Source organism: Bradyrhizobium sp. 2TAF36, assembly GCF_052114925.1.
In the GTDB taxonomy this organism is placed as follows: domain Bacteria; phylum Pseudomonadota; class Alphaproteobacteria; order Rhizobiales; family Xanthobacteraceae; genus Bradyrhizobium; species Bradyrhizobium barranii.
Genome location: NZ_JBFRFR010000018.1, coordinates 67805 through 81422, shown reverse-complemented (window position 1 = coordinate 81422; position 13618 = coordinate 67805). Strand labels below are relative to the sequence as shown.

Here is a 13618-nt window from a genome sequence, read left to right as displayed (position 1 = left end):
AAACATTTTGCGGCTTGAAAGGACGACATGGCGAAGAGACCGGCTGATCCCGCGAACGGAAGTGAGCCCGCCGCACGGCAGGTGCCGATGCGCGACTTCTCGCGCTCGCTGCCGATGTCGCTGCTCAGGGCGCGTGAAGCGGTGATGCGGCAATTTCGTCCCAAGCTGCGCGAGCACGGCCTGACCGAGCAGCAATGGCGCATCCTCCGCGCACTGGCAGCCATCGAGGCCGCGGAGGTGACAGAGCTCGCGCGCACGGCATTTCTCCTCGGCCCGAGCCTGTCGCGCATCCTGCGCGATCTCGAGGCGCGCAATCTGATCGAGCGCAAGACCGCGAAGGCGGACCAGCGCCGCAGCATGGTCTCGATCTCGAAGGAGGGCGTGAAGCTGATGGCCGCGGTCGCCCCATCCTCGGAAGCGATCTACGCCGAGATCACGCAACGCTTCGGCGCGCGCAAGCTCGCCGAGTTGCAGGAGATGCTCGGTCAGTTGGAATCGTGTCTCGCTTCCACGGGCGCGAGTGACGTCACGGATGAAACGTAACGGCAAATTTGCATGATCACTTTCCAACTACGCATGACTGTCATCATTGCATAATGCGTGGGCAGCGCGATCGCCACGAAATGCGTGAAAATGCCGTGAGAAATCGCTGAGAATAGACAGCCGTCGCGGGTGTTGATCACTATTGGGTGCGCGCTCTGCGCAGTTAGTCGATGTTGGCGCAATATCAATTTACTCGTATCGGCAGAATTCGTAAGTAGCATCCGGTTCTGTATTCAGCGATAGAGCCAAGACCAAGAAGGGCCGACAAGGATGCCCGGCCCCAGGGAGGAATGAATGAGACTGACGAGACGCGACTTCGCGGCCGGAATTGCTGCCGGCATTGCCGCGCCATACCTCATCAAGAGCGCGCATGCGCAAGGCGCCACCATCAAGATCGGCATGTGCGCGCCCGTCACCGGTCCCGCCGCTGAATCCGGCGGTTACGCCATCAAGGGCGCCAAGCTCGCGCTCGAAGCTGTGAACAAAGCCGGCGGTATCCTGGGAAAACAAGGCGAGTTGATCGTCGAGGACGACCAGACCACCAATCCCGGCATCGTGCTCGCTTTCTCCAAGCTCGCCGCGCAGTCCGACATCGTCGGGTTCCTCGGCTCGATCCGTTCGACCCAGGTGCACGCGATGGCGCCCGACGTGATCAAGCTTGGCAAGCCCGTGATGATCGGCGGCACCGATCCTAACCTCACCCACATGGGCAATCAGTGGCTGTTCCGCTGCCGCCCCAATGACAGCTATTCCGGTCGCGTCATCGCCGAATACGGCGTCAATACGCTCGGCAAGAAAAAGTGGGCCGTGCTGCACTCGACCGACGCTTTTGGCACCGCCGGCGGCAAGGCGTTGACCGCCGCGCTCGAAAAGCTCGGTGCCCCCTCGGTGCTCGACCAAGGCTACGCCAACCAGAGCCAGGACTTCACCCCGGTCGTGCTCGCGATCAAGCAGTCCGGCGCCGACATCCTCGGTTCCTACTTCACGTTCGAGAACGATCTCGGCATCTTCGCCCGCCAGCTCCGTCAGCTCGGCGTCAACATCCCGTGGGTCGGCTCGCCTTCGATCGTCAACATCACCGCGCTGAAGCTCGCAGGTCCCGCGCTCTACAACACGTATGGCGTGGCGGACTATGCCGAGGATTCCAGTGAAGGTTCGAAGGCATTCGGCAAGATCTACCGCGATGCGGTCAAGGTCGCGCCCGACAACCAGAGCTCCTGGACCTTCGACGCCATCAGCGTCTTGTCGGCGGCCATCAACAAGGCCGGCACGACCGATCCGGCCAAGGTCCGCGAAGCCATCCTCGCGATCAAGAAGTTCCCGGGTGCCGAGGGCGAATACAATTTCGACCAGAACGGCGATGGTCTCCACGGCTACAACATCGTGAAGAACGAGAAGGGCAGCATCGTCTTCGACAAGCACATCGAGTTCAACGACTGACGTTGAAACGGCCTCCCCGATTTCGATCGGGGAGGTCGAACCGTCTTTCGGCGAACGCATCCGACCTCCAACAGAAGCTTGTCATGGATCTCGCCCTACAACTCCTTTTTACCGGCATCGGTATCGGCGCCGTCTACGCGCTCGTCGCGCTTGGCTTCGTGCTGATCTTCCGTGCCACCAACGTGGTGAATTTTGCCCAGGGCGAATTCTCCATGGTCGCGGCCTATCTGATGGTCGTCGCGGTCGAAGCCGGTCTGCCCTATTGGGCGGCCTTCATCGTCGCGCTGCTCGGCATGGCGCTGCTCGGTGTCATCTTCAATCTCGGCGTCTATTATCCGCTGCGTCACCGCACCTATCTGCCTGTGATCATCGCCACCATCGGCGCCTCGATCCTGCTCGCCAATTCCGTGCTCGCGATCTACGGTCCGCAGCCGCAGGTGCTGGAAGGCTGGTTTGAAACGCCCGGCATTCAAGTCGGCCCGGTCTATCTCGACAGCCAGTATCTCCTGATCATCGGCGTCACCATCTGCCTCGTGATCTTCAATTTCTGGTTCTTCGAGAAGACGCTGCTCGGCAAGAAGCTGCAGGCGACCTCGCAGGACAAGGAAATGGCCTCGCTGCTCGGCATTTCCGTCTCCACCATGATCATGATCACCTTCATCTATTCGGCGGTGCTTGGCGGCCTTGCCGGCATCCTCGTCGCACCCGTGCTGTTCGTCTCGATCCAGATGGGCTCGACGATCGCGCTGAAGGCGTTCGCGGCCACCATCATCGGCGGCTTCGGCGACGTTGCCGGCGCCATCATCGGCGGTCTTGCGCTCGGCGTGATCGAGACCTTTGGTGCGGCCTATATCTCGGTGCCCTACAAGGACGGCTTCGCCTTCCTGGTGCTGGTCGCCTTCCTGATCTTCCGGCCGCAAGGCATCTTCGGCGAACGCGTGGCGGAAAAGGCATGAGCGCACCCAGCGACAACATGCCGATTCCGGCGCCCGCCATCCGTTCGAAACCGCTCGTGATCCGGCACCTGCCGTACTTCATCGGCGCGGCGATCCTGGTCGCGCTCGCGGCCAACATGCGCTTCGACGGATACGTCCATAACATCCTGCTGCAGGCCACCACGTTCTCGATCGCGGTGTTCGGCCTCTCCGTCGTGCTCGGCCTGTGCGGCCAGATCAATCTGGCGCAGGCGGCGTTCTTCGGGCTCGGCGCCTATGCGGTCGGCATGGGCACGACGGATCTGCAGCTCAGCTTCTGGCTGTGTCTCGTCGGCGGCTGCGTGATCTCGCTGCTCGCGGGCGCGTTCCTCGGCATGTCCACGCTGCGGCTCGGCGGCCATTATCTTGCGATGGTGACGATCTCGTTCCAGCAGATCGTCACGCTGGTGATGATCAACGCGATCTGGCTCACGCGCGGTCCCGACGGCGTCCCCAACATTAAGCGTCCCGACCTGTTCCAGTCGTCGCAGAGCTATCTCGCCTTCTGCGTGGCGATGCTGGCGATCGTCGGCTACCTGGTCTGGCATCTCTCCGACACCAAGCTCGGCCGCGCCATGCGCGCCGTGCGCGACAACGAGCTTGCGGCCGGCGTCAACGGCATCGACGTCTTCCGCACCAAGATCTACGCCTTCGCGCTCTGTGCGCTGCTCGGCGGGCTCGCGGGCGGATTGTTTGCCGGCGGCTTCGCCTATGTCAGCCCCGATCAGTTCTCCTTTGCAGAATCGATCGTGTTCCTGACCATGTCGCTGCTCGGCGGCGTGGCCTCGCCGATCGGTTCTGCCATCGGCACGGGTCTCTTGATCCTGATCCCGGAATGGCTGCGCTTCCTCAAGAGCGTGCCGGGCCTGTATCTCGCGATCTACGGCCTGTTCGTGATCCTGATCATCCGCTTCATGCCCGACGGCATCTGGGGCTTTGTTGCGGACGCCTTCACGCGCTGGCGCGCCAAGATCAAGGCGCCGCCGGCAGCGGCTGCCCTGCAATTGAAGCCGGCRACGATCGGCGGCGACACGGTGCTGGAAGTCACCGGCCTGTCGAAGCATTTCGGCGGTCTCAAGGCCGTCGACGGCGTCGACATCGCCGTGAAGCGCGGCGGCGTGCATGCGCTGATCGGGCCGAACGGCTCGGGCAAGACCACGACGCTCAACGTGCTCTCGGGTCTCTATGAAGCGACAGCCGGCAGGATCGTGCTCGACGGCACCGACATCACCCACATGCCGCCGCATCAGCGCACGGCGTCTGGTCTCGGCCGCACGTTCCAGAACATTCGCCTGTTCCGTTCGATGACGGCGCTGGAGAATGTCGAGATCGGCGCCGAGCGGCCCGGCAACACCATGGTCGGGAAGGGCGACGACGCCCTGACCGAGCGGGCGATGGAGGCGCTGACCTTCGTCGGGCTCGGCAGCCGGGCCAACGAGCTGATCTCGAGCTTCTCCTACGGCCATCAGCGGCTGATCGAGATTGCCCGTGCGCTGGCCTCGAACCCGACGCTGCTGCTGCTCGACGAGCCCGCTGCCGGCCTCAACTCAACCGAGAAGCTGGAACTGCACGAGCTGCTCAAGCGCATCGCGGCGCAGGGCCTGACGATCCTGATCATCGATCACGACATGACGCTGGTCTCGGAAGCGGCCCAGCACATCACCGTGCTCAACTTCGGACGCCGTATCGCGGACGGCGAATCCCTGGCCGTGCTGCGTCATCCCGACGTCGTCTCCGCCTATCTCGGGAGCGAATGATGCCGTTGCTCGAAATCCGCAATCTGGTGGTGCGCTACGGCGAGATCGAAGCGCTGCGCGGGGTGACCTGCGCGGTGGAGCAGGGGCAGGTGGTGACGCTGCTCGGGGCCAACGGCGCTGGCAAGTCCACTACGCTGCGCGCCATCTCCGGCCTCGCCAAGCCGACCTCCGGCGACATCCTGTTCGACGGCAAGTCGATCGCAGGTCTTGGTCCGGAAGCGATCGTCCGCATGGGCATCTCGCACGTGCCGGAAGGCCGCAGGGTCTTCCCGGGTCTCACCGTGAAAGAGAACATCATGCTCGGCGCGTCCAATCGCCGCGCGCCGACCTCGGAGATCTCGCGGGAGGCGGACGCGATGTTCGACCTGTTCCCTGACATCCGGAAGTTCACCAACGCACTCGGCTGGACGCTGTCCGGCGGCCAGTTGCAGATGGTGGCGGTTGCGCGCGGCTTGATGGCCAAGCCGCGGCTGTTATTGCTCGACGAGCCCTCGCTTGGTCTTGCGCCCGTCATCGTGCAGGCCGTGTTCAAGATCATCTCGGAGATCCGGCGCAACACGACGGTGCTGCTCGTCGAGCAGAACGCGCGCATGGGCCTGTCGGTGGCCGATTACGGCTATGTGCTCGAAACCGGCCGCATCGTGCTCGGCGGCAAGCCCGACGCGCTCTGGGGCAACGAAGCGATCCGCGCCGCCTATCTCGGCGGCCATGCCAAGGTGAATGCTTAACCGGGGAGTTTCTTGATGGTCACGATCCAGGTCCAGAACCTCATCGACTTCGTCGGCGAGGTGTTTGGTCACGCAGACTCCTCGCCGGAGGAAGCGAAGCGGATCGCGACCTATCTCACCACGGCCAATCTCACCGGCCATGACAGCCACGGCGTGATCCGCGTGCCCGTCTACATCCGCTGGAAGAAGACGGGTTTCGTGGTCCCGAACCAGAACGCAGAGGTGGTTGTCGACACGCCTTCGCTCGCGGTGGTCGACGGCAAGTTCGGCTATGGCCAGACCGTGACGCCGCAGGCGGTCCGGATCGGCATCGAGAAATGCAAGAAGGCGGGCCTTGCCGCGGTTGCGCTGCGCAATGCCGGTCATATCGGCCGCGTCGGCGACTGGGCCGAGATGGCTGCCGCCGAAGGGTTGGTCTCGGTGCATTTCGTCAATGCGGCCGGCTCGCTGCTGGTGGCGCCGTTCGGCGGCGTCGAGAAGCGGCTCTCCACCGCGCCTTACTGCGTCGGCATCCCGCGCGAGGGGCAGGATCCGATCGTGCTGGATTTCGCCACCTCGGTCGTCGCCGAAGGCAAGGTGCTGGTCGCGAGCCGCGGCGGCAAGAAGCTGCCGAAGGGCGCACTGGTCGATGCCGACGGGACCCTGAGCGAGGACCCGACCGTGCTCTACGGGCCCTTCACGCCGGAAGGGCCGCGCGATCACACCAAGGGCACCGGCGCGATCCGTGCCTTCGGCGACCACAAAGGCTCGGGTCTGGCCTTCATGTGCGAGCTGCTCGGCGGCGCGCTGACCGGAACCGGGGCCACCTCGGGCGGGCGGCGCTTTGCCAACGGCATGCTGGCGTTCTATGTCGATCCGAAGGTGATTGATACCTCCCATGTGTTCGACGCAGAGGTATCGCGCTATACGGACTTCATCCGTGCCACCAAGCCGATGGCAGGGGTCGATCAGGTGCTGATTCCCGGCGATCCCGAGCGGAAAACCCGGGCCGAGCGCACCAAGAACGGCATCCCCTTGCCGGATGACACCTGGGCGGCAATAGTGAACACCGCCCGCGAGGTCGGCGTCAGCGAAGTCAGCATCCAGCGGGCGACCGCATAGGCCTTGCGTCATTGCGAGCGTAGCGCGGAGCCCCGGTTCGCGGTAACAGCAGAGCCGTGCTGTCGCGGCGCTCGTCATGGTGACGAAGGTCCAAACAACGGTCCAAGCAACAAAAGAAGGAAGGCAACGTGGCGAACAAGGTCAAGGAAATCTGGAAGTCGGGCAAGGCCGTGGTCAACGCGTGGCTCGCAATTCCCTCCGGCTTCTCCGCCGAGATGATCGCGCAATGCGGCTTCGACAGCGTCACCGTCGACATGCAGCACGGCGTGCAGGACTATCTCTCGATGGTGCAGTGCTTCCAGGCCATGGACAAGCATCCCGTGACCCCGATGGTCCGCGTGCCCTGGAACGAGCCCGGCATCATCGGCAAGGTGCTCGACGGCGGCGCCTATGGCGTGATCTGCCCGATGGTCAACACGGCGCAGGAGGCCAAGAACCTCGTTTCCTATTCCAAGTATCCGCCGCAGGGCGTCCGCTCCAACGGCCCGATCCGCGCCGGCATGTACGGCACCGCGGGCTCCTACCAGAAGACCGCGAATGCCGACACCATCCTGCTGCCGATGATGGAGACCAGGACCGCGGTCGAGAACATGGAAGCGATCCTCGACGTCGAGGGCATCGATGGCGTCTATATCGGCCCGTCCGATCTCGGCTTCTCCTACGGCCTCGAGCCCAAGCTCGACCGCACCGAGCCGGAGATTCTCGCGATCTACGACAAGATCATCAAGGAATGCGCCAAGCGCGGTCTCAACCCGGGCATCCATTGCAGCGGTGCGGAAGGCGCAGCGCGTGCGATCAACATGGGCTTCAAGCTGGTGACGTTGTCCAACGAAGTCGGCCTGATGACGACCTACGCCAAGATGCAGGTCAACGCGACCCGCAAGGATTCGGCCGGGAAGGCCTGATCTCGTGTCCCGGACGCGATGCGGCGCCTAGCGCCGCTTCGCAGAGCCGGGACCCAGTTGCTTGCGAAAGAAACGACACATGGGGCCCCGGCTCAGCAGCGCACCGTTTCACGCTGCGCTGCGTCCGGGGCACGATAGTTTTGATACAGGAGACCTGCCATGACCATCAGCCCCGTCATTCGCCTCCATCCCGATGATGGCGTGCTGATCGCGCGCGCGAGCCTGCCGCCGGGAACATTGGTTGCCGACGGCGTGACCACGGTCGAGCGCATTCCCTCCGGCCACAAGGTCGCGATCAAGCCGATCGCAGTGGGCGAGCCGGTCAGGCGCTACGGACAGATCATCGGCTTTGCGACGGTGCCGATCGCGCCGGGCCAGCACGTGCATACGCAGAACTGCGGCATGGGCGATTTTTCCAAGGACTATGCCTATTGCGCCGACGTCAAGCCGACGCCGAACTTCGATCTGCCGGCAACCTTCGAGGGCATCCGCCGCCCGGATGGCCGCGTCGCCACGCGCAACTATATCGGCATCCTCACCTCGGTGAATTGCAGCGCGCATGTCGCAAGCCTCGTCGCCGACGTCTTCAAGAAGAATCCGTTCACCGGCGACAATCCGCTCGCCGACTTCCCCAATGTCGACGGCGTGGTCGCGCTGACCCATAAGACCGGCTGCGGCATGACGCAGAACGAGCCCTTGGCGCTGCTCCGCCGCACGCTCGGTGGCTATGCGCGTCACGTCAATTTCTCCCACGTCATCGTGCTTGGGCTGGGCTGCGAGGTGAACCAGATCGGCGGCCTGATGGAGGAGCAGAAGCTCGCCGGCCGCCTGCGCGCGATGGACATCCAGGAGGTCGGCGGCACCCGCAAGACTGTCGAAGCGGGTATTGCCTTCGTGCGTGAAGCTCTCGCGGACTCCAACAAGGTCAAGCGCGAATCCGTGCCCGTCAGCGAACTCACCGTGGCCCTGCAATGCGGCGGCTCGGACGGCTATTCCGGCGTATCCGCGAATCCGGCGCTTGGGGCTGCCAGCGATCTCATCGTCCGTCACGGCGGCACCGTGATCCTGTCCGAGACGCCGGAGACCTATGGCGCCGAGCATCTGCTCACGCGCCGCGCCGTCAGCCGCGAGGTCGGCGAGAAGCTGGTCGATCTCATGCGCTGGTGGGACGCGTATACCGAGCGCGAGGGCGCCGAGATGAACGCCAATCCGAGCCCCGGCAACAAGGCCGGCGGCCTCACCACCATTTTGGAGAAATCGCTCGGCGCGATGGCCAAGGCCGGCACCACCAATCTCGTCGACGTGCTGCGCTATGCCGAGCCCATCACCAAGAAGGGTTTCATCTTCATGGACACGCCCGGCTACGATCCGGTCGCGGCGACCGGCCAGGTCGCCGGCGGTGCCAATCTGGTCTGCTTCACCACCGGCCGCGGCAGCGTGTTCGGCTGCAAGCCGGCGCCCTCGATCAAGCTTGCCACCAACACGCCCATGTACAAGCGCATGGAGGAGGACATGGACGTCAATTGCGGCACCATCCTCGAAGGCGAGGAGAGCGTCGAGCAATGCGGCCAGCGCATCTTCGAGCTCATCCTGAAGACGGCGTCCGGACAGCCGACCAAGAGCGAGAGCTTCGATTTCGGCGGTGCCGAATTCGCGCCCTGGGTGCTCGGGGCGACTATGTGAGGCTACGCGGCAGTTACGGAATGGTGACCGACAACGCCCGGAAGTAGCTTGCCGGAACATGGTCGCGCACGAAGCCGGGCAGTACGTCGGATTGGTCGAGCGTCCGCGGGTCGATGTTGCGGAGTTCCTCGATGCTTGGGATCTTCAGGTGGAAATTGCCTCCGGTAAGAAGGGTACCAAGCCCGACTAGGTTGAAGCTGGGGTCGTTTCCCTCTTTCGACGCCGGCACCTGACCTGCGAAGGTCGAGCCAGACGCGCAACGCAGCATTCGGCCGACGTGGCGGAAGTTGCCTCGCAGGCTGGGTGGAACGGCCGGGACGATGTCGTTACCGTTGACGAGCCGGAACGTGCTTTCGCTGAGAGGCTCGTAGGCTTCAAAGAAATCCTGACCGCCGGTTCGCGGCCCGCCAAACGTGTAAATGGCGGTTGCCCGTAGGCCAGCATCCAACGCCCGCAGTGCTGAGATATTTGCCAAGGCGCCGCCCATGCTGTGTCCAGTAAAGAAGAGCGGCTGTCCGGCGCCGCCACTCCTGATCGCGACTTCGATGTCTGATCGGACTGCATCGACGGCTTCGGCAAATCCCTTGTGAAGAACATTTTGACTTGGTGCGAGGGTGAAGTCGGTGATCCAATCCTTGATACTGAGCGGATCGGTGCCGGAGAGTGTGACGAAAGTCGCGCCGCGTCCGACGGCGACAATGAAGCGGGCTTTTGGCGGTACCAAACCTGTAGCGGGAGTGTCGGCACCGAAGCCGCGCATCTCTAGCCCCAGTGCCGTCAGGATATTGTCTACCTTGTCGCGGTCGTCGGTCTCGTAGGCGAGCTGCGACAACCACATCATGGCTTGCGCGTTTTCCGGTGTGAAACCTGGAGTGACAGTGAAACCATCGAGCGCGTCGGCGCGATAGGAAGCCCGCGGGAATCTGACCAGAAAGCTCATCGGAAACATCTCCTCTTTCAGGCCGCGCCACGCGTCGAGACGTTGCGCGGCAACCATTACGAACGGGAGAGTCCATCATGCGCAAAGCGGCGCGTCGGGCGCGGCTTGTGCAGGCAATGGTTCATTCGATCATAGGTAGATCACTTCGGCAAGTGTAACTCGCAATTCAGCCCGCGGCGTAGGCAACCCGTGCCCGTTGTTAGTGCTTGATCCCACCCGGAACCGGTGTTCTGCTCAAAAAAGCTGCTGGAGCACCGCACCCCGTGTCGATCTACGTCGCATTACACCACGTCACGCACTACAAATACGACCGCCCGATCGATCTTGGCCCGCAGACCATCCGCCTGCGGCCGGCGCCGCATACGCGCACGCCGGTTCTGAGCTATTCGCTCAAGGTCACTCCGGCCAATCATTTCGTGAACTGGCAGCAGGATCCGCAGGGCAATTGGCTCGCGCGCTACGTCTTTCCGGAGAAGACGACCGAGCTGAAATTCGAGGTCGATTTCACGGCGCAGATGACCGTGGTCAACCCGTTCGACTTCTTCGTCGAGCCTTATGCCGACAGCTTTCCGTTCGAGTATTCGAAGGATCTGAAGACCGAGCTCGCGCCGTATCTCGAGACCATCAAGCCCGATCGCCTGTTCGCAAAATTTCTCGACGCGATCCCGCCTGAAGCCCCGAACACCGTCAACTTCCTGGTCGATCTCAATCGCGAGCTTCAAAAGCACGTCCGTTACATCATCCGCATGGAGCCCGGCGTGCAGACTCCGGAGGAGACGCTCTCCTCCGGTGCCGGATCGTGCCGCGACTCCGCCTGGCTCCTGATCCAGACCTTCCGTCATCTCGGTCTCGCGGCCCGTTTCGTCTCCGGTTATCTCATTCAGATACGCCCCGACATCGATCCGATCGAGGGACCGCCAGAGGTCGAGAACGATTTTACCGACCTGCATGCCTGGGCCGAAGTCTATTTGCCCGGCGCGGGCTGGATCGGCTTCGACGCGACCTCGGGTATGCTCGCGGGCGAGGGGCACATCCCGGTTGCGGCCACGCCGCACTATCGTTCGGCGGCGCCGATCTCCGGCGGCGCCGGCTTTGCCGAGGTCGAGTTCGAGTTCGACATGAGCGTGAAGCGCATCCGCGAGGCGCCGCGCATTACAAAGCCGTTCTCCGACGAATCCTGGACGCGGCTCAATGACCTCGGCGAGCAGGTCGACGGCGATCTCGCCGCGCAGGATGTCCGGCTGACCATGGGCGGCGAGCCGACCTTCGTCTCCGTCGACGATCTGGAAGCGGCGGAATGGAACACCGAGGCCGTCGGCCCGACCAAGCGCGCGCTCGCCGACGATCTGATCCGCCGCTTGCACACGCGCTTCGGGCCGGGTGGCCTGCTGCACTTCGGCGAGGGCAAATGGTATCCCGGTGAAAGCCTGCCGCGCTGGGCCTTTGGCCTGTACTGGCGCAAGGACGGCGTACCGATCTGGAAGAATGCCGATCTGATCGCCAGGATCGAGAATCCGCGGCGCGCCGAGGTCAAGGACGCCCAGGAATTCGTGGAGGGCGCGGCGGCGCGGCTCGGACTTGATCCCGGCTACGTCATCCCAGCCTATGAGGACACCGCGTACTGGCTCCAGAAGGAAGCCGAGCTTCCCCTCAACGTCGATCCGTCCGACTCCAAATTATCCGATCCCGAAGCCCGCGCGCGGATGGCGCGCGTGTTCGACGAGGGCCTCAACACGCCGCGTGGCTTCGTGCTGCCGGTGCAACGCTGGAACGCGCCGCCGCGCTGGCGCAGCGAGCGCTGGCAACTCCGGCGCAATCATCTGTTCCTGATGCCGGGCGATTCACCGCTGGGCTTGCGCCTGCCGATCGGCTCGCTCGGCTACATCCCGCCCAACCAATATCCTTACATCGTCGAGCAGGATCCGTTGGAGCCGCGGGGCAAGCTGCCGGTGTTCACCCTCGCCGCGCGCCCGGAATCGCCGCCGCAGGTCGCGCCCGAGCATCTCAACACGTCCGTCCCCGTCCGCACCGCGATGTCGGTCGAAGTCCGCGACGGCGTGCTCTGCGCCTTCATGCCGCCGGTGGAGCGCATCGAGGATTATCTCGAGCTGGTCGCGGCCCTCGAAGCGACCGCCGAGGAGATGCAGATCCAGGTTCACGTCGAAGGCTATCCGCCGCCGTTCGATCCGCGCATCGAGGTGATCAAGGTGACGCCCGACCCTGGTGTCATCGAGGTCAACATCCAGCCGGCCAAGAGCTGGCGCGAGGCGGTCGACATCACCGTCGGGCTCTATGAGGACGCCGGCAAGACACGCCTCGGCGCCAACCGCTTCCTGGTCGACGGCCGCCACACTGGCACCGGTGGCGGCAACCACGTCGTGGTCGGCGGCTCCAGCCCGCAGGACTCGCCGTTCCTGCGCCGGCCTGATCTCTTGAAGAGCCTCGTGCTGTACTGGCAGCGGCATCCGTCACTGTCCTATTTCTTCTCCGGCCTGTTCATCGGCCCGACCAGCCAGGCGCCGCGCATCGACGAAGCCCGGCACGACAGCATCTACGAGCTCGAGATCGCGCTCTCGCACGTGCCGCCACCGGGCTACCAGACGCCGCTGTGGCTGGTGGACCGGCTGTTCCGGCACCTGCTCGTCGACATCACCGGCAACACCCACCGCGCCGAGATCTGCATCGACAAGCTCTATTCGCCCGATGGCACCACTGGCCGGCTCGGCCTCGTCGAATTCCGCGCGCTCGAAATGCCGCCCGATCCGCGCATGTCGCTGGCGCAGCAGTTGCTGATCCGCGCGCTGATCGCAAAATTCTGGCGCGAGCCGCAACAAGGCAAGTTCGTGCGCTGGGGCACTGCGCTGCATGATCGCTTCATGCTGCCTCACTTCATCTGGCAGGATTTTCTTGACGTGCTTTCTGAGTTGAAGCAGTCCGGCTATCCCTTTGAGCCGGAATGGTATCTGGCCCAGCTCGAATTCCGTTTCCCCGCCTTCGGCCGCGTCCATCATGGCGGCGTGACGCTGGAATTGCGTCAGGCGCTGGAGCCCTGGCACGTGCTGGGYGAGGAGGGCTCGGCCGGCGGCACGGTGCGCTACGTCGACAGTTCGGTCGAACGACTTCAAGTGAAAGCTGAGGGCTTTGTCGAGGGCCGCCACATCGTGACCTGCAACGGCCGCCGCCTGCCGATGACCTCGACCGGTCGCTCGGGCGAAGCCGTGGCCGGCGTCCGCTTCAAGGCCTGGCAGCCGGCCTCCGGCCTGCACCCGACCATCCCCGTTCACGCGCCCCTGACCTTCGACCTGATCGACACCTGGAACGGCCGCTCGCTGGGCGGCTGCGTCTATCACGTCGCCCATCCCGGCGGGCGCAGCTACGACACCAAGCCCGTCAACACCTACGAGGCCGAGGCGCGGCGGCTGGCGCGCTTTCAGGACCACGGCCATACGCCGGGTCCGATGCAGCCCCCGCCCGAGGAACGCACAAATGAGTTTCCGCTGACCCTCGACTTGCGGACCCCGCTCCTGCAATGAGAATGATGGTGGGG

The 13618-nt window shown here is 64.0% G+C and carries 10 protein-coding genes; 9 read left to right on the top strand and 1 reads right to left on the bottom strand.

Annotation, left to right across the window (positions count from 1 at the left end):
• Nucleotides 1-27: 27 nt before the first annotated feature.
• The 8 genes from hpaR to AB4Z51_RS12615 all read left to right on the top strand — a co-directional run bounded on the left by hpaR (nucleotide 28) and on the right by AB4Z51_RS12615 (nucleotide 9131).
• Nucleotides 28-543 carry a homoprotocatechuate degradation operon regulator HpaR gene (gene hpaR / locus AB4Z51_RS12650; protein ID WP_085403907.1) on the top strand — a complete coding sequence of 172 codons (516 nt, stop codon included), beginning with the start codon at nucleotides 28-30 and terminating at the stop codon, nucleotides 541-543.
• Between the two features lie 294 nt (nucleotides 544-837).
• The gene (locus tag AB4Z51_RS12645; protein WP_085403906.1) at nucleotides 838-1983 is read left to right on the top strand and encodes an ABC transporter substrate-binding protein; all 1146 of its coding nucleotides are present in this window, start codon (nucleotides 838-840) and stop codon (nucleotides 1981-1983) included.
• An 83-nt stretch (nucleotides 1984-2066) separates the two neighbouring features.
• On the top strand, nucleotides 2067-2939 hold the full coding sequence (locus AB4Z51_RS12640; RefSeq protein ID WP_071915720.1) for a branched-chain amino acid ABC transporter permease: 873 nt from the start codon (nucleotides 2067-2069) through the stop codon (nucleotides 2937-2939).
• On the top strand, nucleotides 2936-4714 hold the full coding sequence (locus AB4Z51_RS12635; protein ID WP_085403905.1) for a branched-chain amino acid ABC transporter ATP-binding protein/permease: 1779 nt from the start codon (nucleotides 2936-2938) through the stop codon (nucleotides 4712-4714). Before AB4Z51_RS12640 ends, AB4Z51_RS12635 begins: the two co-directional genes overlap by 4 nt.
• The gene (locus AB4Z51_RS12630) at nucleotides 4714-5442 is read left to right on the top strand and encodes an ABC transporter ATP-binding protein (protein WP_063986556.1); all 729 of its coding nucleotides are present in this window, start codon (nucleotides 4714-4716) and stop codon (nucleotides 5440-5442) included. Before AB4Z51_RS12635 ends, AB4Z51_RS12630 begins: the two co-directional genes overlap by 1 nt.
• 15 nt (nucleotides 5443-5457) lie before the next feature.
• A complete protein-coding gene (locus tag AB4Z51_RS12625) occupies nucleotides 5458-6543 on the top strand; it encodes a malate/lactate/ureidoglycolate dehydrogenase (RefSeq protein ID WP_085403904.1) in 1086 nt (361 codons plus the stop codon).
• 128 nt (nucleotides 6544-6671) lie between these two features.
• Entirely contained in the window at nucleotides 6672-7448 is a 777-nt protein-coding gene (locus tag AB4Z51_RS12620) for an HpcH/HpaI aldolase family protein (protein WP_028157190.1), read from the top strand.
• Nucleotides 7449-7607: 159 nt separating this feature from the next.
• Nucleotides 7608-9131 carry a UxaA family hydrolase gene (locus AB4Z51_RS12615; RefSeq protein WP_071915717.1) on the top strand — a complete coding sequence of 508 codons (1524 nt, stop codon included), beginning with the start codon at nucleotides 7608-7610 and terminating at the stop codon, nucleotides 9129-9131.
• A gap of 13 nt (nucleotides 9132-9144) precedes the next feature.
• Here the strand turns inward: AB4Z51_RS12615 and AB4Z51_RS12610 are convergent, their stop codons facing one another.
• The gene (locus AB4Z51_RS12610; RefSeq protein WP_161495909.1) at nucleotides 9145-10071 is read right to left on the bottom strand and encodes a lipase family protein; all 927 of its coding nucleotides are present in this window, start codon (nucleotides 10069-10071) and stop codon (nucleotides 9145-9147) included.
• Nucleotides 10072-10334: 263 nt separating this feature from the next.
• Between AB4Z51_RS12610 and AB4Z51_RS12605 the strand changes: the two genes are divergently transcribed.
• Nucleotides 10335-13604 carry a transglutaminase family protein gene (locus AB4Z51_RS12605; RefSeq protein ID WP_354075227.1) on the top strand — a complete coding sequence of 1090 codons (3270 nt, stop codon included), beginning with the start codon at nucleotides 10335-10337 and terminating at the stop codon, nucleotides 13602-13604.
• Nucleotides 13605-13618 lie beyond the last annotated feature (14 nt).

Bases quoted from the DNA above. Each gene is read 5' to 3' on its own strand.
- hpaR (WP_085403907.1), top strand. From the start codon at position 28: ATGGCGAAGAGACCGGCTGATCCCGCGAACGGAAGTGAGCCCGCCGCA.
- AB4Z51_RS12645 (WP_085403906.1), top strand. From the start codon at position 838: ATGAGACTGACGAGACGCGACTTCGCGGCCGGAATTGCTGCCGGCATT.
- AB4Z51_RS12640 (WP_071915720.1), top strand. From the start codon at position 2,067: ATGGATCTCGCCCTACAACTCCTTTTTACCGGCATCGGTATCGGCGCC.
- AB4Z51_RS12630 (WP_063986556.1), top strand. From the start codon at position 4,714: ATGCCGTTGCTCGAAATCCGCAATCTGGTGGTGCGCTACGGCGAGATC.
- AB4Z51_RS12625 (WP_085403904.1), top strand. From the start codon at position 5,458: ATGGTCACGATCCAGGTCCAGAACCTCATCGACTTCGTCGGCGAGGTG.
- AB4Z51_RS12615 (WP_071915717.1), top strand. From the start codon at position 7,608: ATGACCATCAGCCCCGTCATTCGCCTCCATCCCGATGATGGCGTGCTG.
- AB4Z51_RS12610 (WP_161495909.1), bottom strand. From the start codon at position 10,071: ATGAGCTTTCTGGTCAGATTCCCGCGGGCTTCCTATCGCGCCGACGCG.